The 21454-nt window shown below is 73.0% G+C and carries 23 protein-coding genes; 22 read left to right on the top strand and 1 reads right to left on the bottom strand.

Translation table 11 applies throughout. The features are described 5' to 3' along the window. The first annotated feature begins 12 nt into the window (after positions 1-12). The 11 genes from hisD (at position 13) to ABZ267_RS15925 (ending at position 11314) form a co-directional block, all read left to right on the top strand. Complete coding sequence (hisD, locus tag ABZ267_RS15975; RefSeq protein WP_356748814.1) at positions 13-1335, top strand: histidinol dehydrogenase; 1323 nt, start codon at positions 13-15, stop codon at positions 1333-1335. Next, a complete protein-coding gene (locus ABZ267_RS15970) occupies positions 1332-2462 on the top strand; it encodes a histidinol-phosphate transaminase (RefSeq protein WP_356748812.1) in 1131 nt (376 codons plus the stop codon). Before hisD ends, ABZ267_RS15970 begins: the two co-directional genes overlap by 4 nt. After that, positions 2459-3055 carry an imidazoleglycerol-phosphate dehydratase HisB gene (gene hisB, locus ABZ267_RS15965; protein ID WP_015607963.1) on the top strand — a complete coding sequence of 199 codons (597 nt, stop codon included), beginning with the start codon at positions 2459-2461 and terminating at the stop codon, positions 3053-3055. Before ABZ267_RS15970 ends, hisB begins: the two co-directional genes overlap by 4 nt. Further along, positions 3052-3219, top strand: coding sequence for a hypothetical protein (locus tag ABZ267_RS15960; RefSeq protein WP_003969742.1), 168 nt, complete (start codon positions 3052-3054; stop codon positions 3217-3219). Before hisB ends, ABZ267_RS15960 begins: the two co-directional genes overlap by 4 nt. Positions 3220-3232: 13 nt before the next feature. Continuing rightward, positions 3233-3877 carry an imidazole glycerol phosphate synthase subunit HisH gene (hisH, locus tag ABZ267_RS15955; protein ID WP_356748810.1) on the top strand — a complete coding sequence of 215 codons (645 nt, stop codon included), beginning with the start codon at positions 3233-3235 and terminating at the stop codon, positions 3875-3877. Further along, on the top strand, positions 3877-4602 hold the full coding sequence (gene priA, locus ABZ267_RS15950; protein WP_356748808.1) for a bifunctional 1-(5-phosphoribosyl)-5-((5-phosphoribosylamino)methylideneamino)imidazole-4-carboxamide isomerase/phosphoribosylanthranilate isomerase PriA: 726 nt from the start codon (positions 3877-3879) through the stop codon (positions 4600-4602). The genes hisH and priA overlap by 1 nt, the downstream gene beginning before the upstream one ends. After that, positions 4599-5012, top strand: a complete 414-nt coding sequence (locus ABZ267_RS15945) for a RidA family protein (RefSeq protein WP_356748806.1) — start codon at positions 4599-4601, stop codon at positions 5010-5012. The genes priA and ABZ267_RS15945 overlap by 4 nt, the downstream gene beginning before the upstream one ends. Then, complete coding sequence (hisF, locus tag ABZ267_RS15940) at positions 5009-5764, top strand: imidazole glycerol phosphate synthase subunit HisF (protein WP_356748804.1); 756 nt, start codon at positions 5009-5011, stop codon at positions 5762-5764. Before ABZ267_RS15945 ends, hisF begins: the two co-directional genes overlap by 4 nt. Before the next feature lie 204 nt (positions 5765-5968). After that, positions 5969-6892: an alpha/beta hydrolase gene (locus ABZ267_RS15935; RefSeq protein ID WP_356748802.1), complete on the top strand. Its 924-nt coding sequence runs from the start codon at positions 5969-5971 to the stop codon at positions 6890-6892. Positions 6893-7018: 126 nt separating this feature from the next. After that, positions 7019-9724, top strand: coding sequence for a LuxR C-terminal-related transcriptional regulator (locus tag ABZ267_RS15930; RefSeq protein WP_356748801.1), 2706 nt, complete (start codon positions 7019-7021; stop codon positions 9722-9724). 117 nt (positions 9725-9841) lie between these two features. After that, a complete protein-coding gene (locus ABZ267_RS15925) occupies positions 9842-11314 on the top strand; it encodes a helix-turn-helix domain-containing protein (protein ID WP_356748800.1) in 1473 nt (490 codons plus the stop codon). A gap of 6 nt (positions 11315-11320) precedes the next feature. Here ABZ267_RS15925 and ABZ267_RS15920 read toward each other — a convergent pair whose 3' ends face one another. Beyond that, positions 11321-11953, bottom strand: coding sequence for a TIGR03085 family metal-binding protein (locus ABZ267_RS15920; RefSeq protein WP_356748798.1), 633 nt, complete (start codon positions 11951-11953; stop codon positions 11321-11323). A gap of 84 nt (positions 11954-12037) precedes the next feature. On the opposite strand from ABZ267_RS15920, the gene hisI reads away from it, so the two are divergent. The 11 genes from hisI to lgt all read left to right on the top strand — a co-directional run bounded on the left by hisI (position 12038) and on the right by lgt (position 21424). Then, on the top strand, positions 12038-12418 hold the full coding sequence (hisI, locus tag ABZ267_RS15915; protein ID WP_109166180.1) for a phosphoribosyl-AMP cyclohydrolase: 381 nt from the start codon (positions 12038-12040) through the stop codon (positions 12416-12418). A 9-nt stretch (positions 12419-12427) separates the two neighbouring features. After that, complete coding sequence (locus tag ABZ267_RS15910; protein ID WP_356748796.1) at positions 12428-13921, top strand: anthranilate synthase component I; 1494 nt, start codon at positions 12428-12430, stop codon at positions 13919-13921. 14 nt (positions 13922-13935) lie between these two features. Continuing rightward, positions 13936-14601 (top strand): TIGR02234 family membrane protein, encoded by a 666-nt coding sequence (locus tag ABZ267_RS15905; RefSeq protein ID WP_356748794.1) that lies wholly within the window; start codon positions 13936-13938, stop codon positions 14599-14601. Between the two features lie 136 nt (positions 14602-14737). Then, positions 14738-14989: an HGxxPAAW family protein gene (locus tag ABZ267_RS15900; protein WP_356748792.1), complete on the top strand. Its 252-nt coding sequence runs from the start codon at positions 14738-14740 to the stop codon at positions 14987-14989. A gap of 265 nt (positions 14990-15254) precedes the next feature. Continuing rightward, positions 15255-15779, top strand: a complete 525-nt coding sequence (locus tag ABZ267_RS15895; RefSeq protein WP_356748912.1) for a DUF2752 domain-containing protein — start codon at positions 15255-15257, stop codon at positions 15777-15779. Positions 15780-15894: 115 nt separating this feature from the next. Further along, positions 15895-16704, top strand: coding sequence for an indole-3-glycerol phosphate synthase TrpC (gene trpC / locus ABZ267_RS15890; protein WP_356748790.1), 810 nt, complete (start codon positions 15895-15897; stop codon positions 16702-16704). Between the two features lie 17 nt (positions 16705-16721). Next, entirely contained in the window at positions 16722-16988 is a 267-nt protein-coding gene (locus ABZ267_RS15885; protein WP_356748788.1) for a tryptophan synthase subunit(beta), read from the top strand. 344 nt (positions 16989-17332) lie between these two features. Next, the gene (gene trpB, locus ABZ267_RS15880; protein ID WP_356748786.1) at positions 17333-18619 is read left to right on the top strand and encodes a tryptophan synthase subunit beta; all 1287 of its coding nucleotides are present in this window, start codon (positions 17333-17335) and stop codon (positions 18617-18619) included. Beyond that, positions 18616-19428, top strand: coding sequence for a tryptophan synthase subunit alpha (gene trpA, locus ABZ267_RS15875; protein WP_356748784.1), 813 nt, complete (start codon positions 18616-18618; stop codon positions 19426-19428). The genes trpB and trpA overlap by 4 nt, the downstream gene beginning before the upstream one ends. 76 nt (positions 19429-19504) lie before the next feature. Beyond that, positions 19505-20332, top strand: coding sequence for a thioredoxin domain-containing protein (locus ABZ267_RS15870; RefSeq protein ID WP_356748782.1), 828 nt, complete (start codon positions 19505-19507; stop codon positions 20330-20332). A 144-nt stretch (positions 20333-20476) separates the two neighbouring features. After that, positions 20477-21424: a prolipoprotein diacylglyceryl transferase gene (lgt, locus tag ABZ267_RS15865; RefSeq protein ID WP_356748780.1), complete on the top strand. Its 948-nt coding sequence runs from the start codon at positions 20477-20479 to the stop codon at positions 21422-21424. Positions 21425-21454: the final 30 nt, after the last annotated feature.

Genomic DNA, 21454 nt, shown 5'->3' with positions numbered 1-21454 from the left:
GAGAATTGCGGTGTGATCTCTCGAATCGATCTGCGCGGCGACACCCTCCCCGAGGGTGCGGCCCTGCGCGACCTGCTGCCCCGTGCCGAGTTCGACGTGGAAGCCGCCCTGGAGACGGTGCGGCCCATCTGCGAGGACGTACGCCATCGTGGCTCCGCGGCAGTGATCGAGTGGGGGGAGAAGTTCGACGGTGCCCGGATCTCGTCGGTCCGCGTGCCCGCCGAGGCGCTGACCAAGGCGCTGGACGAGCTGGACCCAGCCGTCCGCGCCGCGCTGGAGGAGTCGATCCGCCGCGCCCGCCTCGTCCACCGCGAGCAGCGCCGCACCACGCACACCACCCAGGTCGTTCCCGGCGGCACCGTCACCGAGAAGTGGGTCCCGGTCGAGCGCGTCGGGCTCTACGTCCCCGGCGGCCGCTCGGTCTACCCGTCCTCCGTCGTGATGAACGTCGTCCCGGCCCAGGAGGCGGGCGTCGAAGGCATCGCCGTGGCCTCGCCGCCGCAGAAGGACTTCGACGGCCTCCCGCACCCGACGATCCTCGCCGCCTGCGCCCTGCTCGGCGTGGACGAGGTGTACGCGGCGGGCGGCGCCCAGGCCGTCGCGATGTTCGCGTACGGCACCGAGGAGTGCGCCCCGGTCAACCTGGTCACCGGCCCCGGCAACATCTACGTCGCCGCCGCCAAGCGCCTCCTCAAGGGCCGCATCGGCATCGACGCCGAGGCCGGGCCCACCGAGATCGCGATCCTCGCCGACGCCACCGCCGACCCGGCGCACGTGGCCGCCGACCTGATCAGCCAGGCCGAGCACGACCCGATGGCCGCCGCCGTCCTGGTCACCGACTCCGAGGAGCTGGCCGCCGCCACCGAGGCGGAACTGGTCCCGCAGGTCGCCGCCACCAAGCACGTCAAGGACCGGATCGAGCCCGCGCTCGCCGGCCGCCAGTCCGCGATCGTCCTGGTCTCCTCCATCGCGGACGGCCTCAAGGTCGTCGACGCGTACGGTGCCGAGCACCTGGAGATCCAGACCGCCGACGCGGCCGCCGTCGCCGACCGGGTCCGCAACGCCGGAGCGATCTTCGTCGGCCCCTGGTCGCCGGTCTCGCTCGGCGACTACTGCGCCGGCTCCAACCACGTCCTGCCCACCGGCGGCTGCGCCTGCCACTCCTCGGGCCTCTCCGTGCAGTCCTTCCTGCGCGGCATCCACATCGTCGACTACAGCCGCGACGCGCTCGCCGAGGTCACCCACCACGTCGTGACCCTCGCCGAGGCGGAGGACCTCCCCGCCCACGGCGCCGCGCTCAAGGCACGGTTCGGATGGAAGGTCCCCCAGCAGTGACGAACGCCGGCACCACCCCCCGCAACTCCTGGGACGAGCTCCCCATCCGCGACGAGCTGCGCGGCCAGTCCCCGTACGGAGCGCCGCAGCTCGACGTCCCCGTACGCCTCAACACCAACGAGAACCCGTACCCGCTTCCCGAAGCCCTGGTCGACCGGATCGCCGAGCGCGTCCGCGAGGCCGCGCGCGACCTCAACCGCTACCCGGACCGGGACGCCGTCGAGCTCCGCACCGAGCTGGCCCGCTACCTGACGCGGACCGCCGGACACGAGGTCACGGCGGCCAACGTCTGGGCCGCCAACGGCTCCAACGAGGTCCTCCAGCAGCTGCTCCAGACCTTCGGCGGGCCCGGCCGCACCGCGATCGGCTTCGAACCCTCGTACTCGATGCACGCCCTGATCTCGCGCGGCACCGGCACCGGCTGGATCTCCGGGCCGCGCAACGAGGACTTCACCATCGACGTGGACGCCGCCCGCGCCGCCATCGCCGAGCACCGGCCCGAGGTCGTCTTCATCACCTCGCCCAACAACCCGACCGGCACCGCCGTGGCCGCCGGGACCGTCCTCGCGCTGTACGACGCCGCGCAGGCCGCCGGACCGTCGATCGCCGTCGTCGACGAGGCGTACGGCGAGTTCAGCCACCACGCCTCGCTGCTCCCGCTGATCGCGGGCCGCCGCAACCTGATCGTCTCGCGGACCATGTCCAAGGCGTTCGGTGCGGCCGGGCTGCGCCTCGGCTACCTCGCCGCCGACCCGGCCGTGGTCGACGCGGTCCAGCTGGTGCGGCTGCCGTACCACCTCTCCTCCGTCACCCAGGCCACCGCGCTCGCCGCCCTGGAGCACACCGATACGCTGCTGGGATACGTCGCGCAGCTCAAGAGCGAGCGCGACCGGCTGGTGGCCGAGCTGCGCGCCACCGGCTACGAGGTCACCGAGTCGGACGCCAACTTCGTCCAGTTCGGCCGCTTCGACGACAGCCACGCCGTCTGGCAGCGGATCCTCGACCGGGGCGTCCTGGTCCGGGACAACGGCGTACCGGGATGGCTGCGGGTCACCGCGGGAACCCCGGCAGAGAACGACGCGTTCCTCGATGCGGTACGCGAACTCAAGAAGGAGCACGACGCATGAGCCCCCGCGTAGGCCGCGTGGAACGCACCACGAAGGAAACGTCCGTGCTGGTCGAGATCAACCTCGACGGCACCGGAAAGGTCGATGTCGCCACCGGGGTCGGCTTCTACGACCACATGCTCGACCAGCTCGGCCGCCACGGTCTCTTCGACCTCACGGTCAAGACCGAGGGCGACCTGCACATCGACAGCCACCACACCATCGAGGACACCGCGCTCGCGCTCGGCGCCGCCTTCAAGCAGGCCCTCGGTGACAAGGTCGGCATCTACCGCTTCGGGAACTGCACCGTCCCGCTGGACGAGTCGCTCGCCCAGGTCACCGTCGACCTCTCCGGCCGCCCGTACCTCGTGCACACCGAGCCCGAGAAGATGGCGCCGATGATCGGCGAGTACGACACGACGATGACCCGCCACATCCTGGAGTCCTTCGTCGCGCAGGCGCAGATCGCGCTGCACGTCCACGTGCCGTACGGGCGCAACGCCCACCACATCGTGGAGTGCCAGTTCAAGGCGCTCGCCCGCGCCCTGCGGTACGCCAGCGAGCACGACCCGCGCGCCGCCGGCATCCTGCCCTCCACGAAGGGCGCGCTGTGACCGGCCTCAACACCATCCTGATCGTCGTCGGCCTCTTCCTGGCCGGCGGCGTCTACTCCTTCGCCAAGCAGGGGATGCCGAAGGGCGTCATCGTGCTGCTGTCGATCGGCTCCGTGATGTGCCTGGTGGCGGGCATCCTGCGGATCCAGGGCCTGTGGGACTGAGGACAGGTACGTCATGAGTGAGAACCAGAAGAAGGTCGTCGTCTTCGACTACGGCTTCGGCAACGTCCGCTCCGCCGAGCGGGCGCTGGCCCGCGTCGGCGCGGACGTCGAGATCACCCGCGACTACGACCGCGCGATGAACGCCGACGGGCTCCTCGTCCCCGGCGTCGGCGCGTTCTCCGCCTGCATGGACGGGCTGAAGCGGGCGCGCGGCGACTGGATCGTGGGCCGTAGGCTCTCCGGCGGCCGTCCCGTGATGGGCATCTGCGTCGGGATGCAGATCCTGTTCGAGCGCGGCATCGAGCACGGCGTGGAGACCGAGGGCCTGGACGAATGGCCCGGTACGGTCGGCCCGCTGAAGGCCGACGTCGTCCCGCACATGGGCTGGAACACCGTCGACGCCCCCGAGGACTCCCGGCTCTTCGCCGGCCTGGACCCCGAGGCCCGGTACTACTTCGTGCACTCCTACGCGGCGCACGACTGGTCCCTCGAAGTCACCAACGCCAAGATCCGTGCCCCCAAGGTCACCTGGGCCACGCACGGCGAACGGTTCGTGGCCGCCGTGGAGAACGGCGCGCTGTGGGCCACCCAGTTCCACCCCGAGAAGTCCGGCGATGCCGGCGCCCAGCTGCTGACCAACTGGATCGAGACGCTGTAATGCCGAAGCTTGAACTGCTCCCCGCCGTCGACGTCCGCGACGGCCAGGCCGTCCGCCTCGTCCACGGCGAGTCCGGCTCCGAGACCTCCTACGGCTCGCCGCTGGAGGCCGCCCTCGCCTGGCAGAGCGCCGGCGCCGAGTGGCTGCACCTGGTCGACCTGGACGCCGCCTTCGGCACCGGCGACAACCGGGATCTGATCGCCGAGGTCGCCGGGGCCATGGACATCAAGGTCGAGCTCTCCGGCGGCATCCGTGACGACGCCTCGCTCTCCGCCGCGCTCGCCACCGGCTGCCGCCGCGTCAACCTCGGCACCGCCGCCCTGGAGACCCCGGAGTGGGTCGCCAAGGTCATCGCCGAGCACGGCGACAAGATCGCCGTCGGCCTCGACGTCCGCGGCACCACCCTGCGCGGCCGCGGCTGGACCCGCGACGGCGGCGACCTCTACGAGACGCTCGCCCGCCTCGACACCGAGGGCTGCGCGCGGTACGTCGTCACCGACATCGCCAAGGACGGCACGCTCCAGGGCCCCAACCTCGGCCTCCTGCGCGACGTCTGCGCCGTCACCGACCGTCCGGTCGTCGCCTCCGGCGGCGTCTCCTCGCTCGCCGACCTCCGCGCGATCTCGCTCCTCGTCCCCGAAGGCGTCGAAGGCGCGATCGTCGGCAAGGCGCTGTACGCCAAGGAGTTCACGCTCGAAGAGGCGCTGAAGGCGGTAGCCGCATGACGGAGCCCACCACTTCGGCCTCCGTACGCCGGATCTCCACCGGCGCGCCCTGGGAGGAGAAGTTCGGCTACTCCCGCGCGGTCGAACTCCCGGGCGGCCTCGTCCTGGTGGCCGGCTGCACCTCCGTGATCAACGGCGAGATCTCCGCCGGCTCTCCGTACGAGCAGGCGATCACCGCCTTCGACGTCGCGTTCGCGGCGCTGGAGCAGGTGGGCCTCGGCCGCGAGGACGTCGTCCGCACCCGGATGTACCTCACGCACGCCCGGGACGTGGACGACATCGGCCGCGCCCACAAGGAGCTGTTCGACGCGGTACGTCCCGCCGCCTCCATGATCATCGTGTCCGGGTTCGTCGACCCGAGCCTGGTCGTCGAGGTCGAGATCGAGGCCTACCGAGGAGGCGCGAAGTGACTCTCGCCGTACGGGTCATCCCCTGCCTGGACGTCGACAACGGCCGGGTCGTCAAGGGTGTCAACTTTCAGAACCTGCGTGACGCGGGCGACCCGGTCGAGATGGCCAAGCTGTACGACGCCGAGGGCGCGGACGAGCTGACCTTCCTCGACATCACCGCCTCCAGCGGCGACCGCGAGACGACGTACGACGTGGTCCGCCGCACCGCCGAACAGGTCTTCATCCCGCTCACCGTCGGCGGCGGCGTCCGCACCCCGGACGACGTGGACAAGCTGCTGCGCGCCGGAGCGGACAAGGTCGGCGTCAACACCGCCGCCATCGCCCGCCCCGACCTCATCCGCGAGATCGCCGAGCGCTTCGGCCGCCAGGTCCTGGTGCTCTCGGTCGACGCCCGCCGCACTCCGGAAGGCACCTTCGAGGTCACCACCCACGGCGGCCGCAAAGGCACCGGCATCGACGCCGTCGAGTGGGCCCACCGGGCCGCGGAGCTGGGCGCGGGCGAGATCCTGCTCAACTCGATGGACGCGGACGGCACGAAGGACGGCTACGACACGGAGATGATCGAGGCGGTACGCAGGCACGTCACCGTCCCCGTCATCGCCTCCGGCGGCGCGGGCCGCCTCGCCGACTTCGCCCCGGCCATCGAGGCGGGCGCGGACGCGGTGCTGGCCGCGTCGGTGTTCCACTTCGGCGACCTGCGGATCTCGGAGGTCAAGGACGCGCTGCGGGAGGCCGGAAAGCCGGTCCGCTGAGGCATGTGATCTCTTTCGGCGGTATCACCGGTCCGCCAAGACCGGTGATACCGCCGATGCGTGCGCACGGGACGCACCGTGAGAGTGGCGACCGCCGACGAACGACGACGGCAGCCACGCGGTGCACCCCGACAGCCCCCGGACGACGGGCTCATGGGCCTTCGCGTGGTGTGGTTCCCCCCGCCACCACCGAGAGGATCCCCCGTGCAGCAGCACCTCCTCGCACGCCGACAGGCGCCACGCCCGAGCCGCTCCCGTACGCTCACCGGCCTGTTGACCTCCGCCGCGGCCACCGCCGGCCTCCTGCTGACCGGCCTGGCACCCGGCGCGCAGGCCGTCGCAGCCAACCCCTACGAGCGCGGCCCGGCCCCCACCAACGCCTCCATCGAGGCGAGCCGCGGCTCGTACGCCACCTCCCAGACCTCCGTCTCCTCGCTCGCGGTGAGCGGATTCGGCGGCGGCACGATCTACTACCCGACCTCCACCGCCGACGGCACCTTCGGCGCGGTCGTCATCTCGCCGGGCTTCACCGCCTACCAGTCCTCCATCGCCTGGCTCGGCCCGCGCCTGGCGTCACAGGGCTTCGTGGTCTTCACCATCGACACCAACACCACGCTCGACCAGCCCGACAGCCGGGGCCGCCAACTCCTGTCCGCGCTGGACTACCTGACCCAGCGCAGCTCGGTTCGGACGCGGGTCGACGCGAGCCGGCTCGGTGTGATGGGCCACTCGATGGGCGGCGGCGGCTCTCTGGAGGCCGCCAAGAGCCGGACGTCGTTGAAGGCGGCCATCCCGCTGACCGGCTGGAACACCGACAAGACCTGGCCCGAACTGCGCACGCCCACCCTGGTGGTGGGCGCGGACGGTGACACGGTCGCGCCGGTGGCCTCGCACTCCGAGCCGTTCTACGAGTCGCTGCCCGGCTCGCTGGACAAGGCGTACCTGGAGCTGCGGGGCGCCTCGCACTTCACGCCGAACTCGTCCGACACCACGATCGCGAAGTACAGCCTTTCGTGGCTGAAGCGCTTCATCGACAACGACACCCGCTACGAGCAGTTCCTCTGCCCGATCCCGCGGCCGAGCCTCACCATCGCGGAGTACCGGGGCAACTGCCCGCACGCGTCGTAGAACGGATCCTTCCGGCGGCTCCGGTCCTGTGCCCGCGCACAGCACCGGAGCCGTCCGGCTGGGAGTCCGCACCGCTGACCGGACGCGCGCCTTCCTCCGTCACTCGGGCGACCGTACCGTGCCGATGTGACCTCATCGACGACCGTGCACAGTCCGCTCCGGCTGTACGGCCGCAGCGGTGAACTCGCCATCCTGGAAGGCCTGTTGGCCCGGCTGTGGCAGGGCGACGGCGGAGCCCTGGTGCTGGCGGCGCCGCCCGGCCTCGGCCGCACCTCACTGCTCCACGAGGCGGCCGCCGTCCACCGCACCCGAGGCCCGGTGCTGCACGCGGACGAACGCGGCCTGCCCGGCCCCGAGGCGCTGCGCGAACTGGCCGCCGGACGCCCGCTCCTGGTCTGCGCCGACGACGCGCACACCTGGGACCGGCCTTCCCGTACGGCCCTCATCTCCGCGGCCCGCGGCCTCGACACGGCCGGCCGGCTCGCGATCCTGATCACGGCGGACGACGGCCCGGCCTTCGCAGATCTGCCCACACTCCGCCTCGGCCCACTGGACGAGGACGCGTCGGCGGCGTTGCTGGACCGGCTGGCCGGAGGTGCGGAGGGCCGCCTCTGCGGTGCGCCAGGGGTTTTCGGCGTTACGGAGGGACTCGACCCGGTCGTCCGCGCCGAGCTCCTCCGGGAGGCGGCCGGCAACCCGCGCCTCCTCACCGCGCTCACCGGCCGCCTCACCCCGGACCAGCTCGCCGGGCGTACCCCGCTGCCGTGTCCGCTGCCCGGCGCCGAGGAGGTGCTGGCCGCGCACGCGGAGCGGCTCGACGGGCTCCCGGCGCACACCAGGGCGCTGCTCCTGCTGGCCGCCGCCGCGCAGGAGCACGAGCCCGCCGGCGCCGGGGCGGACGCGTTGCTCCTGTTGCGCGCCGGCACGCGGACCGGGCTGCCCCGGGACTTCCTGGACGGCGTCCTGTTCGGCGCGGCCGCCACCGACGGGTTCCTCCAACGGGCGGGCAGCCGGCTCCACTTCAGCCGCCCGCTGTACGCCCGTGCGGTCCTGCACCACGCTCCGCCCGCCCGCCGCCGAGCCACCCACGAGCTGCTGGCCGCCCTGCTGGCGGAGTCCGGAGACCATCCCGTCCCCCTCGCCTCCCTCGTCCAGCTCGCCTGCGCGGCCCCCGGCCCGGACCACGCGCTCGCCACCCGCCTGGAGGCCGCCGCGGCCTCCCCGTACCCCCACGGCCAACGCTCCTCGGCCCTCGCGCGTGCCGCTGGCCTCACCGGCGACCAGCTCGCGCGGTCGGCCCGGTTCGCGGCGGCGGCCGAGCAGGCGGCTCTCGCCGGCGACCCGGCCCTCGCGCGCGCCCTCCTGGCCCGGACCGGTCCCTCCGCAGGCGAGCCCCGCCACGGTCTCGCCCCTTACGTGCACGGCCTGCTGGCCCTGCGCACCGGGCCCGCCGCCGATGCCCACGAAGCCCTCCTCGCCGCCGCCGAACTGCTCGGCCCGTACGACCACCGGCGGGCCCTCGACGCGCTCGTCGGTGCGGCCGAGGCGGCCTGGGTGACGGGCGACGCGGTCGGTTACCTGGAGGCCATGGGGCGCGTCGGGCCGGGCCCGTACGACCGTGCCTTCGCCGCCTACCGCGGCGGGATGTGCGCGGTGCTCGCCGGACGCACGGAGGCCGGCCACGCGCTGCTCCGGCAGTGCCTGCAGCCGGCGGACCGGACCGCCGAACCCGCCGCCCTCCTCCGCGCCGGAGTCGCCGCGCTCGTCCTCGGAGAGGTCGCCGTCGCTTGCCGGACCGGGGCGCGGGCGCTCGCCGCCGTACGGACCAAGGGGCCCGACGCACTGCTGCCGCAGGCGCTGGAGCACCTCGCCTACGCCGAGCTGCGGGCCGGGTGCCACGCCGCCGCCCGCGCCCATGCGCTGGAGGGGCTGCACGCCGCACGCCGTACCGGGCAGCCCAACAGCTCCGTCCACCTCCACGCCGTCCTGGCCCTCGCCGCCTCCGTGGAAGGGCCCGCCGAGGCATGCGCCGCCCACAGCGACGCCGCACTGGCCGGTGCGGGACCGCACGGGCTCGCCCAGGCCGCGACCCTCGCCACCTGGGCCAGGGCCCGCGCCGACCTGGCCGCCGGCCGCTCCGAAGAGGCCGCCGCCCGGCTCGGACCGCTGGTGCGTCCGGGACCACGGCAAGGCCACTTCGCCGCGCGGATGCTCGCCGTTCCTTGCTATGTCGAGGCCGCCGTCCTCGCAGGCCGGGCCGTCGAGGAGGCGGGTGAACTCCACGCCGCCGTGGCCGAGTTCGCCCGGTGGACCACCCGTACCGCCGACCCCCAGGCCCCCGCCCAACTGGCCCGCTGCCGCGCTCTGCTGGCACCGGCCGAGGAGGCCGACGCCCGGTACGCCGAGGCCCTCGGCCACCACGAACGAGCCGGCGGCGACTTCGAACGGGCCCGCACCCAGCTCCTGTACGGCCAGTGGCTGCGCCGCCGCCGGCGTACCCGCGAGGCCCGCACCCCGCTGCGTGACGCCCTGGTCGCCTTCCAGCGCTGCTCGGCCCGCGCCTGGGCGGAGCGCGCGGCCGGTGAGTTACGGGCGGCGGGGGAGCAGGGCCCGTTGGTGCGGCCCGCCGCGGACGGCGTGCTCGCCGCCCTCACCCCGCAGCAGCAGCGCATCGCCCGCTGCGTCGCCGAAGGGGCCACCAACCGCGAGGTCGCGCTCCGGCTCTCGCTCAGCCCGCGCACGGTCGACCATCACCTCCGTAACGTCTTCGCCGCCCTCTCCATCCGCTCCCGCACCGAACTGGCCCGGCTGCTGGGCCCCGAGGGCCCGTGAAAGTCGGTGGTTGCGAGACCGTGATGACAAGTTCCGCGCAGACCCTAGGTACCGACCGGGCGGTATGCCATTCTGCGGGCGTCAGGATCGCCCGGTCGATCTCCGGTGGAGGCCGCCATGCCACAGGTCGTACGTCCGCGGTTCGCGGTGCTGCACGGCACCCACGCCGCGGCGCCGTTGCCCCAGCGCTTCCGTTCCCTGGCCGACCGCGAAGCCGTCGAGGTGCTGCACCGGGCCGCCCGGGTCCTCGTCGCCTCGCTCCCGGTCCTCACCGACCGGCTGGTCGAGGCCCTGTACGAGCAGGAGCCCGGCTACCGGGCGGCCATCGACTCCGACCGGGCCGAGGTCTGGCAGGAGGTCCACCACTCGCTGCGCCACAACGTCGGCTCGCTGCTCCAGCCCAAGGAGTTCCGCGACGCCGCCCACCGCACCTCCCGCTGGATCGGCGAGATCCGGGCCGCGCAGGGCGTACCGCTCGACGCCGTCCTGCACGCCTTCCGGATGGGCGGCGCGATGGTCTGGCAGGACCTGGTGGACGAGACGGCCCGCCGCGACCCCGACGACGTACGGCTGCTCGTCCATGTCGCCGCCGATGTGTGGAACTTCGTCGACGAGCACTGCGGGATCGTCGCGGACGCCTACCGGCAGGCCGAGCGCCGGCTCTCCTGGCGGCGCGAGAACCAGCAGCGGCTGATGATCGCGGCGCTGCTCGACGGAACCGCCCGGATCGCGGACCTCTGCGAGGCGGCGGAGATGCTGGGCCTGCCGGAGCAGGGTCGGTACGCCGTACTCGCGGTGGCCTCCGTACGGTCCGGCGGTGCGATGGCCTCCGTACGGTCCGGCGGACCGCGGCAGTCGGCGTCTGCCCGGCCGCGCGTCACGCTGCCGGTCGCGCTGTCACCGGGCGCCGCCCCGTACGGACAGAGCGGACGTACGGACGTGGCTCAGCGCCCGCACGCGGGACCGACCGCAGGATCGGCTGCGGGACCGGAAGCGGCCTGGCACACAGGGCCGACCTCAGGACCGGAAGCGGTCCCGCAGCCGGCCACCGCACCCCTCTGGCACACCGGCCCCGACGCCGAGTTCGCCATCCTCCGGCTCACCGGCGATTCCGGTGACCCCGGCGAACTGCACGCCATCGCCGCCGCTCTGGACGCTCCCGCCGGCACCCGGATCGGCATCGGCTCCGCCGTCGAGGGCCTGGCCGCGCTCGGCGACGCCCGGCGGCTGGCGGAGACCGCTCTGCGCGCCTGTCCGGCCTCCGGCGGCACGGTCCTGCTCGACGAGCACCTCCCGGACGCCCTCGTCGTCTCCTCACCGGCCCTCGGCTCCGCACTCGCCGACCGGGTGCTCGGGCCGCTGGACCGGCTCGACCCCTCGGACCGGGACGTCATCCTGGAGACGCTGACCGCCTGGCTGGACGCGGACGGCTCGGCGCAGCGGGCGGGCGCGCGGCTCTACTGCCACCGCAACACCGTCCTCAACCGGCTACGCCGCTTCGAACAGCTCACCGGCCGCTGCCTCACCCGGCCCAAGGACGCCGTGGAGGTCTCGCTGGCCCTGGCGGCCCGGCGGCTGCTGGGACCGTAGAAGCCGCTACATCCCCAGCTCCGCCCGGTGCAGCCGGTCCACCGCGTCCTTCTCGCCCTCCACCTGGACGTCCGCCGTGTCCTGCCGGCCGAACGCGAACAGCAGCAGCTCCGAAGGCTCCCCGGTCACCGTCACCACCGGGGTGCCCTTGCGGGCCACCGCCGTCCGGCCGTCCGGGCGGCGCAGCACCAGGCCCACCGGGGACTTGCGGCCCAGCATCCGGGCGGTCTTCTCGACGTTGGACCAGAGCGCATCGGCGAAGACCGGGTCCAGCTCGCGCCGCGACCAGTCCGGCTGGGCCCGGCGTACGTCCTCCGCGTGGACGAAGAACTCCACCGTGTTCGCCGCCTCGTCGATCTGCTTGAGGGACATCGGCGAGAACCGCGGCGGGCCCGTCCGGATCAGCTGGATCAGTTCTTCGTACGGCTTCGCCGCGAACTCGGCCTGCACCCGCTCCAGCCGGTTCTTCAAGGCGGAGATCACCAGCCCGCCCGCCGCGTCGGCGCGGCGCTCACGGACCACCACATGGGCCGCCAGATCGCGGGTCTTCCAGCCCCCGCACAGTGTCGGGGCCTCGGGGCCGGCCGCTTCCAACAGATCGGCGAGCAGAAGACGTTCACGCTTCGCATGGGTCGACATGCCCGCCAGCGTACGACTGTCACCCGTGGTCCGCCCAGTGGACGTCCGCCCGGAGACCGGTCGTGGCCACGGCACAATGGGCCCATGACCAGCACGCCCGGCCCCACGCCGCCCGCCAGCAGCCTCGACCCCGCCATCGCCGCCCGCCTCCGGCGCGGCGCCGACGGTCTGGTCCCGGCCATCGCCCAGCAGTACGACACCGGCGAGGTGCTCATGCTCGGCTGGATGGACGACGAGGCGCTGCACCGCACCCTCACCACGGGCCGCTGCACCTACTGGTCGCGCAGCCGCCAGGAGTACTGGGTCAAGGGCGACACCTCCGGCCACATCCAGCGGGTGAAGTCCGTCGCTCTGGACTGCGACGCCGACACCGTGCTGGTCAAGGTCGACCAGACGGGCGCCGCCTGCCACACCGGCGACCGCACCTGCTTCGACGCCGACGTCCTCACCCTCCTCGACAGCTAAGGTCCGGCCATGGATCTCGACACCTTCCGCAAGCTGGCCGTCGACCGGCGCGTCGTCCCCGTCAGCCGCCGCCTCCTCGCGGACGGCGACACCCCGGTCGGCCTGTACCGCAAGCTCGCCGCCGAGCGCACCGGCACCTTTCTCCTGGAGTCCGCGGAGAACGGCCGGACCTGGTCGCGCTACTCCTTCATCGGCGTACGCAGCGCCGCCACCCTCACCGCCCGCGACGGCGCGGCCCACTGGCTCGGCACTCCGCCGGTCGGCGTCCCGGTCGACGGTGACCCGCTGGACGCCCTGCGCGCCACCGTCGAGACCCTCCACACCCCGCGCGACCTGGTCGGCGACGCGGGGCTGCCGCCGTTCACCGGCGGCATGGTCGGCTACCTCGGCTACGACGTCGTCCGCCGCCTGGAGAAGATCGGCGAGCACGGCGGCGACGACCTGAAGCTGCCCGAGCTGACCATGCTCCTCACCTCGGACCTCGCCGTCCTCGACCACCAGAACGGCACGGTCCAGCTGATCGCCAACGCGATCAACCACAACGACCTCTCCACCGGCGTCGACGAGGCGTACGCGGACGCCGTCGCCCGGCTCGACGCGATGGAGCGGGACCTGCGCCGCCCGGTCGAGAACGCCCCCGCTGTTCTGCCGCCGTCCGAGCTGCCGCCGTACACCGCGCTCTGGGGCGGCGAGGCCTACCAGGAGGCCGTGGAGGACATCAAGGAGCGCATCCGCGCCGGCGAGGCCTTCCAGGTGGTCCCGTCGCAGCGGTTCGAGACGCCGTGCACCGCGAGCGCCCTGGACGTCTACCGGGTGCTGCGGGCCACCAACCCGTCGCCGTACATGTATCTCTTCCGCTTCGACGGGTTCGACGTCGTCGGCTCCAGCCCGGAGGCCCTGGTCAAGGTCGAGGACGGCCGTGCCATGGTCCACCCGATCGCCGGGACCCGGCACCGCGGCGCCACCCCGCAGGAGGACCAGGTGCTCGCCGAGGAGCTGCTCGCCGATCCCAAGGAGCGCGCCGAGCACCTGATGCTCGTCGACCTCGGCCGCAACGACCTGGGCCGGGTATGCGAACCGGGCAGCGTGGAGGTCGTCGACTTCATGTCGATCGAGCGCTACTCCCACGTGATGCACATCGTCTCCACCGTCACCGGCCGCGTCACCGAGGACCGCACCGCCTTCGACGTCCTCACCGCCTGTTTCCCGGCCGGCACCCTCTCCGGCGCCCCGAAGCCGCGCGCCATGCAGATCATCGAGGAGCTGGAGCCGAGCCGGCGCGGACTGTACGGAGGCTGCGTCGGCTACCTCGACTTCGCCGGGGACTCCGACACCGCCATCGCCATCCGCACCGCGCTGCTGCGCGACGGTACGGCGTACGTGCAGGCGGGCGCCGGTGTCGTCGCGGACTCGGACCCGGTCGCGGAGGACACCGAGTGCCGCAACAAGGCGGCCGCCGTGCTGCGCGCGGTCCATACGGCCAACCGGCTCCACGACCGCTGAGGCGGTAGGGGATAGTGGAACGCGTGAGTGCTGTTCCCGTACCCCAGCCCCGTACCGTCACCGCCGACCCCGCGCCCGACTCCTCGGGCGGCCGAGGCAGCCGCCGGTCCCTCGCGGCCGGGCTGTTCCTCGGCGCGGCCGGCGCGACCGTCGTCCTCCTGGCCTCCGGCCAGACCTGGGCCGAGGGCCGTGCGGCCACCGGCGGCGGCGCCCTGCCGCTGACCGCCGACGGCCAGGACGTCACCGGCGCCCCGGCCGCCCTGGCGATCGTCGGCCTGGCCGCCCTCGTCGCCGTCTTCGCCGTCCGTGGCGCGGGCCGCCGCCTCGTCGCCGTCCTCCTCGCGCTCAGCGGCCTCGGGGCCGCGCTCAGCGCCTGGGCGGGCGCGACCGACAGCACGGCCCTCGACGAGCAGGCCGCCCGCACCACCGGTGACACCGCCGCCACCATCGACGCCCTCACCCACACCGCCTGGCCGTACGTCACCGCCGCCGGCGGTCTGCTGATCCTGGTCGCCGGGCTGCTCGCCCTCCGCTTCGGCAGCCGCTGGCCCGTGATGTCGGGCCGGTACGAGCGCGACGGCACCCCGCGCCCCCGCAAGGCGCCCCGCACCGCCCCGGACCCGGACCGGCCCGAGGAGCTGTGGAAGGCCCTGGACCGCGGCGAGGACCCGACGGGCTGAACGCTGCCGAGGGGTGGACCCCCGGCGTCGCTCCGGTGCTCCCGTACGGGACAATGGAGGCGAGCCGTCCCCCGAGCGACAGCTGCAGCGACACCCAACGCGATACCCACCGCGCAACATCAACAAGGAGCAACTCATGGCGGGCACGAGCCACGGACACACCCCGGCCGCCTGGACCGGTGTCATCATCGCCTTCATTGGCTTCTGCGTCGCAGGCGTCTTCATGGTCGCGGCCAACCCGCTCGGCTTCTGGGCCGGTATCGCCCTGATCTTCGCCGGTGGCATCGTCGGTTACGCCATGAAGCTGGCCGGCTTCGGCATGCCGAAGGAGTCCACCGAGCTGGTGGAGGCCCGGGCGCGCGCCGGAGAGGCCCAGGTCTCGCACTGACCCGCGCGGCCGACACGCAGCAAGGCGCAGCCCCGGGTGGGCTGCGCCTTTCCGTATGACCGGCGACAATCACCGGGTGGACGCCACCCCGACCCCGAACCCGAACCCCGAAGCCGAGCCCCAGGGCGTCGGCCCCTGGAACATGCCGCTGACGGTCTGCCCGACGCCTGACATGGCCGTACCCACCTCAGCCCGCCCGACGCCTGAGGACGGAACCCGCGCCATTTCAGCCCGTCCGGCGTTTGAGGACGGAACCCTTTCCGGGGTGGGCCCGGAACTCACTGACCCCTCGGGCGAGGATCCCTCGCAGGCGCCCGGCCCTCACAGCCACGGTTCCGTCCTCAAACGCCGGACGGGCTGGGCAGGGCCCCCGACGGACCCGGCAAGGCCTCCGACGGGCCGGCGGGGCCTCGTCACCCCCCTCGGCATCCTCGCCACCGTCACCGCCGCCTTCGCCTACGTCGGCACCGTCGACCCCAACGAGCCCGGCCACTACCCCGTCTGCCCGCTGCTCAAGATCACCGGCGCCTTCTGCCCCGGCTGCGGCGGCCTCCGGAGCGCCCACGCCTTCATCCACGGCGACCTCGGCGCCGCCTTCTCCGCCAACGCCGTCGCCACCACCGGCTACTTCCTCCTCGCCGCCGTGTGGGTCCTCTGGCTCGTCCGGGCCTGGCGCGGCCGGCCGCTCCGGATCGCCCTGGCACCGGCCTGGTGGTGGAGCATCGGTGCGCTGCTCCTGGTCTTCACCGTCGTCCGGAATCTGCCGTTCGGCTCGGCCCTGGCCCCCTGAATGCCCAGGTAGTGGGACGCGGCGTGGCCGGATGCGGGCCCCAGGGCCTCCTGCGGATACCATCGGTATGGCTGATCCTGTTCACCGTCAACCGTTCCGGAAGGGGGCCGCTCGCGTGAGTGTGCTCGACGAGATCATCGACGGCGTTCGCGCCGACCTCGCGGAGCGGCAGGCGCGCGTCAGCCTCGACGAGCTGAAGGAGCGCGCCGCCCGCGCCCCCCAGGCCAAGGACGGAGTCGCCGCCCTGCGCGGCGAGGGCGTCACCGTCATCTGCGAGGTCAAGCGCTCGTCCCCGTCCAAGGGGGCCCTGGCCGCCATCGCGGACCCCGCCGCCCTCGCCGCGGACTACGAGGCCGGTGGCGCGTCCGTCATCTCGGTCCTCACCGAGGAGCGCCGCTTCGGCGGTTCGCTCGCCGACCTGGAGGCCGTCCGCGCCAAGGTCGACACCCCGATCCTGCGCAAGGACTTCATCGTCACCTCGTACCAGCTGTGGGAGGCCCGGGCATACGGCGCCGACCTCGCGCTGCTGATCGTCGCCGCCCTCGACCAGGAGGCGCTCGTCTCCCTGATCGAGCGCGCCGAGTCCATCGGGCTCACCCCGCTCGTCGAGGCGCACGACGAGGAGGAGGCGGAGCGCGCCGTGGACGCCGGAGCGAAGATCATCGGTGTCAACGCGCGCAACCTGAAGGACCTCAAGGTCGACCGCTCCACCTTCGAGCGCGTCGCCCCCGAGATCCCCGACCACATCGTCAAGGTCGCCGAGTCCGGCGTCCGCGGCCCGCACGACCTGATCGCGTACGCCAACGCCGGCGCCGACGCCGTCCTGGTCGGCGAGTCCCTGGTCACCGGCCGCGACCCGCGCGGAGCCGTCGCCGACCTGGTCGCCGCCGGCGCCCACCCGGCGCTCCGCCACGGCCGCGGCTGACCGGGAGCCCGACGACCATGACCGACCGTCCCGTGGACCGCATCCGGCCGGGCCTGTGCCCCGCCGGGGCTCCGGCCCGGGATCCGCACGCCCCGCCGGCGCGCGGCTGCCGCCCACCCGTCTCCCACCACCACCCTCAACCGAGGCGCTGCGCGCCGCCCTTCTGGCACCGCGGCTGCCGCGCTCCCGCCCGGCGCGTGCACGGACGGCGTGTGCGGTACGTGATCGGTGACGAGCCCGGCCAGGTGAACGGGATGCGATGGCGCCCGGGGTCCGCGCAGTAGCGAGCCCCGGCCGACGTACCGCAGTACGCACTCTCGTACGTACGACCGCACCACCCCGACCGCACGCCGGTCCCGGTGGCGCTCGCTCTGAGGCACACCCGGCGGATCATGACCGGGGTCACGACGTCTGGCACTTCCCCAAGCTCTCGGCTGCGCTCGAGCAGGGGAGGCCCCATCCCTCGCGGGGTTGCCGAAACGTCCGAATCGCTCCGCGATGAGGACGCTCCGGTGCCCTGCGGCGCACCACACCGGACGCCGCGCCCTTACCGGCCCTGATCCACCGGGCACCCCTCCGCGCATACGGTGAACCCACCCGTTGCCATGCACGCCAAGGAGTACGTCGCATGACGTCCGAGTTCTTCATTCCGGACCCCGAGGGTCTGACCCCCAGCGCCGAAGGCTATTTCGGCGCCTACGGCGGCAAGTTCATCCCGGAGGCGCTCGTCGCCGCCGTGGACGAGGTCGCCGTCGAGTACGACAAGGCCAAGTCGGACCCGGCCTTCGCCGCCGAGCTCAACGAGCTGATGGTGAACTACACCGGCCGGCCCAGCGCGCTGACCGAGGTCCCGCGCTTCGCCGAGCACGCCGGCGGTGCCCGGGTCTTCCTCAAGCGCGAGGACCTCAACCACACCGGCTCGCACAAGATCAACAACGTGCTCGGCCAGGCGCTGCTCACCCGGCGCATGGGCAAGACGCGGGTCATCGCCGAGACCGGAGCCGGTCAGCACGGCGTCGCCACCGCGACCGCCTGCGCGCTCTTCGGCCTCGACTGCACCATCTACATGGGCGAGATCGACACCGAGCGCCAGGCGCTGAACGTGGCCCGGATGCGGATGCTCGGCGCCGAGGTCGTCGCGGTGAAGTCCGGCAGCCGGACCCTCAAGGACGCCATCAACGAGGCGTTCCGCGACTGGGTCGCCAACGTGGACCGTACGCACTACCTCTTCGGTACGGTCGCGGGTCCGCACCCCTTCCCGGCGATGGTCCGCGACTTCCACCGCGTCATCGGCGTCGAGGCCCGCCGCCAGCTCCTGGAGCGCACCGGCCGCCTGCCGGACGCGGCGGTCGCCTGTGTCGGCGGCGGCTCCAACGCCATCGGCCTCTTCCACGCCTTCATCCCGGACGCCGGTGTCCGCCTGGTCGGCTGCGAGCCCGCCGGACACGGCGTGGAGACCGGCGAGCACGCGGCGACCCTGACGGCCGGTGAGCCGGGCATCCTGCACGGTTCGCGCTCCTACGTCCTCCAGGACGACGAGGGCCAGATCACCGAGCCGTACTCCATCTCGGCCGGTCTGGACTACCCGGGCATCGGCCCGGAACACGCGTACCTGAAGGACATCGGGCGCGGCGAGTACCGCGCGGTCACCGACGACGCCGCCATGCGGGCTCTGCGCCTGCTCTCCCGTACCGAAGGGATCATCCCGGCCATCGAGAGCGCCCACGCGCTCGCCGGTGCGCTGGACCTCGGCAAGGAGCTCGGCAAGGAGGGGCTGATCCTCATCAACCTGTCCGGCCGCGGTGACAAGGACATGGACACCGCCGCCCGCTACTTCGGGCTGTACGACACCGACGCCGCCGTCGAGGCGGACGCCGACAGCGACTGCGCCGAGATCGAGGAGGACGCCAAGTGAGCGGCAACATCGAGCTGTTGAGCACCACGCTCGCCGCCGCCAAGGCCGAGGACCGGGCCGCGCTCATCGCCTACCTGCCGGCCGGCTTCCCGACCGTCGACGGCGGCATCGAGGCGGTCAAGGCCGTCATCGCGGGCGGCGCCGACGTCGTCGAGATCGGGCTCCCGCACAGCGACCCGGTGCTCGACGGACCGGTCATCCAGACCGCCGACGACATCGCCCTGCGCGGCGGCGTCAGGATCGCCGACGTGATGCGTACGGTCCGTGAGGCGTACGAGGCCACCGGCGTGCCGATCCTGGTGATGACGTACTGGAACCCCATCGACCGGTACGGCGTCGAGCGCTTCGCCGCCGAACTGGCCGAGGCGGGCGGCGCCGGGTGCATCCTGCCCGACCTGCCGGTCCAGGAGTCCGCGCTGTGGCGCGAGCACGCCGACAAGCACGGCCTCGCCACCGTGTTCGTCGTCGCGCCCAGCAGCCAGGACGCCCGCCTCGCCACCATCACGGCAGCGGGCAGCGGCTTCGTCTACGCGGCGTCCCTGATGGGCGTCACCGGCACCCGCGCCTCCGTCGGGGCCCAGGCCCAGGGGCTGGTGGGACGCACCCGCGCCACCACCGACCTGCCGGTCTGCGTCGGCCTCGGTGTCTCCAACGCCGAGCAGGCCGCCGAGGTCGCCGGATTCGCCGACGGCGTGATCGTCGGTACGGCCTTCGTGAAGGCGATCCTGGACGCTCCGGACGAGGCCGCCGGCCTCGACGCCGTCCGCTCGCTGGCGGGCGAGCTGGCGCAAGGCGTTCGAAAGCGCTGAGCGTCGGCGTCACCTGAATGGGTGGAATATGGACCGGGGAGGCGCGTACGTGCCTCCCCGGTTCGTTGCTGCGGGTGTGAGCGACAAGATTCCTGAGGGAAACCGAAGTGCGCGTGAGCGCCTGGCCCAGCAGCGCGAGCGGGACAAGGGCCGCGACAAGCGCCGCCGTACGCTGATCGTCTCCTCCGCCGTGGTCGGCGTCCTGGCGCTGGCCGCCGTGGTCGGCCTGATCGCGGCCAACGTCGGCAAGGACAGCGGTGGCGACACCGCCTCCGGCCCCGCCATCACCCCGTCCGGAGCGACCGGCGAGGACTCCCTGACCCTGCCGGTCGGCGCCTCCGACGCCCCGTCCACGCTCACGATCTGGGAGGACTTCCGCTGCCCGGTCTGCGCCCAGTTCGAGAACGCCTTCCGGGACACCATCACCGAGCTGGTGGAGGCGGGCCGGCTGAAGGTGGAGTACCACCTGGCCACGATCATCGACGGCAACCTCGGCGGCAAGGGCTCGCTCCGCGCCGCCAATGCGGCCGCCTGTGCCCAGGACGTCGGCAAGTTCGCGCCGTACCACGACGTCCTCTTCCGCAACCAGCCTCCCGAGCCGGACGACGCCTTCGCCAAGAACAGCCGGCTGATCGAGCTGGCCGGTGAGGTCGAAGGGCTCGACACGCCCGCCTTCCGCAGCTGTGTGGAGGACGGCGAGCACGACAGCTGGGTCCAGAAGTCCGACACGGCGTTCCGCGAGGGCGGCTTCCAGGGCACTCCGACCGCGCTCCTCAACGGCGAGTCGATCTTCCCGAAGAAGGGCGACGAGCAGATCTCCGTGGAGAACCTGAAGAAGTGGGTCGCCGAGGCGAACAAGAGCAAGAAGCCCGGCACCGCCGCCCCGTCCGCGCCGGCTTCCTGAGCGGCCGGAGGAGCGGCCGGAGGAGCAGGCGGAGGAGCAGGCGGAGAGGCGGTGCGTGCGGGCCGGTGACAGGGCCCTCGTTATCCAGACGTTGCCGGGTGGCTTGCCGTACCCACCGCCCGGCAGGGTAGCGTCGACCTCGCCATGAACCTTGCCTCCATTCCCAGCCCGTCGACCGGCGTGATCGAGCTCGGCCCGATCCCGCTGCGCGGCTACGCGTTCTGCATCATCGTCGGTGTCTTCGTCGCCGTCTGGATCGGCAACAAGCGCTGGGTCGCCCGTGGCGGCAAAGCCGGCACCGTCGCCGACATCGCCGTCTGGGCCGTGCCCTTCGGCCTCGTCGGTGGCCGGCTCTACCACGTGATCACCGACTACCAGCTCTACTTCAGCGATGGCCAGAACTGGGTCGACGCCTTCAAGATCTGGGAGGGCGGCCTCGGCATCTGGGGCGCGATCGCGTTCGGCGCGGTCGGGGCCTGGATCGGCTGCCGCCGCCGCGGCATCCCGCTGCCCGCCTGGGCGGACGCGCTGGCCCCCGGTATCGCCGTCGCCCAGGCCATCGGCCGCTGGGGCAACTGGTTCAACCAGGAGCTGTACGGCAAGCCGACCGACCTGCCGTGGGCGCTGGAGATCAGCGAGGGCCCGAACCGGGTCGCCGGGACGTACCACCCGACCTTCCTCTACGAGTCGCTGTGGTGCATCGGCGTCGCGCTGCTGGTCATCTGGGCCGACCGCCGCTTCAGGCTCGGCCACGGACGGGCGTTCGCGCTGTACGTCGCCGCCTACTGCGCCGGTCGCGGCTGGATCGAGTACATGCGGGTCGACGAGGCCCACCACGTCCTGGGCCTCCGCCTGAACGTGTGGACCGCGATCATCGTCTTCGTCCTCGCCGTCGTCTACATCGTGATCTCCGCCAGGCTCCGCCCGGGCCGCGAGGAGATCGTCGAGCCGGACAAGGACGCCGAGGCCGCGAGGAAGGACGACGACGCGGAGGCCGCCGACAAGGACGCGGACCCGTCCGAGGCCGGCGCCGACGGCAGCGACCCGCTGAAGAAGAAGGGCACCGCCACCGAGGCAGCCGACAAGAGCTGACCTCCCGCGCGCATCACCGCCCGATCGCCG

The organism is Streptomyces sp. NPDC006174 (genome assembly GCF_040614075.1).
Taxonomy (GTDB): Bacteria; Actinomycetota; Actinomycetes; order Streptomycetales; family Streptomycetaceae; genus Streptomyces.
This window is presented reverse-complemented; position numbering and strand designations above follow the sequence as displayed.

Excerpts from the sequence above, each read along its gene's own strand:
- hisI (WP_109166180.1), top strand. The coding sequence starts at position 12,038 with ATGACCAGCACGCCCGGCCCCACGCCGCCCGCCAGCAGCCTCGACCCC.
- ABZ267_RS15900 (WP_356748792.1), top strand. The coding sequence starts at position 14,738 with ATGGCGGGCACGAGCCACGGACACACCCCGGCCGCCTGGACCGGTGTC.
- ABZ267_RS15925 (WP_356748800.1), top strand. The coding sequence starts at position 9,842 with ATGCCACAGGTCGTACGTCCGCGGTTCGCGGTGCTGCACGGCACCCAC.
- priA (WP_356748808.1), top strand. The coding sequence starts at position 3,877 with ATGCCGAAGCTTGAACTGCTCCCCGCCGTCGACGTCCGCGACGGCCAG.
- ABZ267_RS15920 (WP_356748798.1), bottom strand. The coding sequence starts at position 11,953 with ATGTCGACCCATGCGAAGCGTGAACGTCTTCTGCTCGCCGATCTGTTG.
- lgt (WP_356748780.1), top strand. The coding sequence starts at position 20,477 with ATGAACCTTGCCTCCATTCCCAGCCCGTCGACCGGCGTGATCGAGCTC.
- trpB (WP_356748786.1), top strand. The coding sequence starts at position 17,333 with ATGACGTCCGAGTTCTTCATTCCGGACCCCGAGGGTCTGACCCCCAGC.
- ABZ267_RS15885 (WP_356748788.1), top strand. The coding sequence starts at position 16,722 with ATGACCGACCGTCCCGTGGACCGCATCCGGCCGGGCCTGTGCCCCGCC.
- hisB (WP_015607963.1), top strand. The coding sequence starts at position 2,459 with ATGAGCCCCCGCGTAGGCCGCGTGGAACGCACCACGAAGGAAACGTCC.
- hisH (WP_356748810.1), top strand. The coding sequence starts at position 3,233 with ATGAGTGAGAACCAGAAGAAGGTCGTCGTCTTCGACTACGGCTTCGGC.
- ABZ267_RS15945 (WP_356748806.1), top strand. The coding sequence starts at position 4,599 with ATGACGGAGCCCACCACTTCGGCCTCCGTACGCCGGATCTCCACCGGC.
- ABZ267_RS15910 (WP_356748796.1), top strand. The coding sequence starts at position 12,428 with ATGGATCTCGACACCTTCCGCAAGCTGGCCGTCGACCGGCGCGTCGTC.